The sequence below is a fragment of the Cupriavidus sp. 05N39 genome, assembly GCF_056397325.1.
The window spans coordinates 1-415 of the sequence record NZ_JBFTNE010000342.1 but is presented as its reverse complement, the minus strand read 5'-3'; the positions used below and the strand labels follow the sequence as shown (position 1 = coordinate 415).

Here is a 415-nt window from a genome sequence, read left to right as displayed (position 1 = left end):
CGAAGCTGGCCACCGCGCCCTGCACCACGCTGTCCTGGCCACTGGTGGCGGCGTAGCGGTACACGCCCTGCACCTGTTTGCGCTGCAGGTAAGCCTTGCCGCGCAGGCGCTCCATCATGGTCAGCACCGTCGAACGCGCCAACCCGCGCTCCTCGCCAAACCCGGCCGCGACCTCGCCCACGGTCGCGCCCCCCTGTTCCGAAACGTACTGCAACAGGGCCAGCTCCTGGTCCCCGATGGTCTTGCCGCGCATGGCACACTCCGATGACTACACGTGTCGCTAACGTGCCAGTGACTACACCTGTCGTCAAGTGCCGGAGGGCGTCCGCCGACGAACGGTCGCGGGCGGGGCGCTTAAACCTTCTGGTCCTCGACCGCATCCAAGCCTGCGAGCCCGGACTGTCCCCGCTCCACC

1 protein-coding gene is annotated in these 415 nt (G+C 68.2%); it reads right to left on the bottom strand.

The features are described from left to right. A partial coding sequence (locus AC1DN0_RS41615) for a BlaI/MecI/CopY family transcriptional regulator (protein ID WP_477146689.1) occupies positions 1–253 on the bottom strand: 253 nt, incomplete at its 3' end. Positions 254–415: the final 162 nt, after the last annotated feature.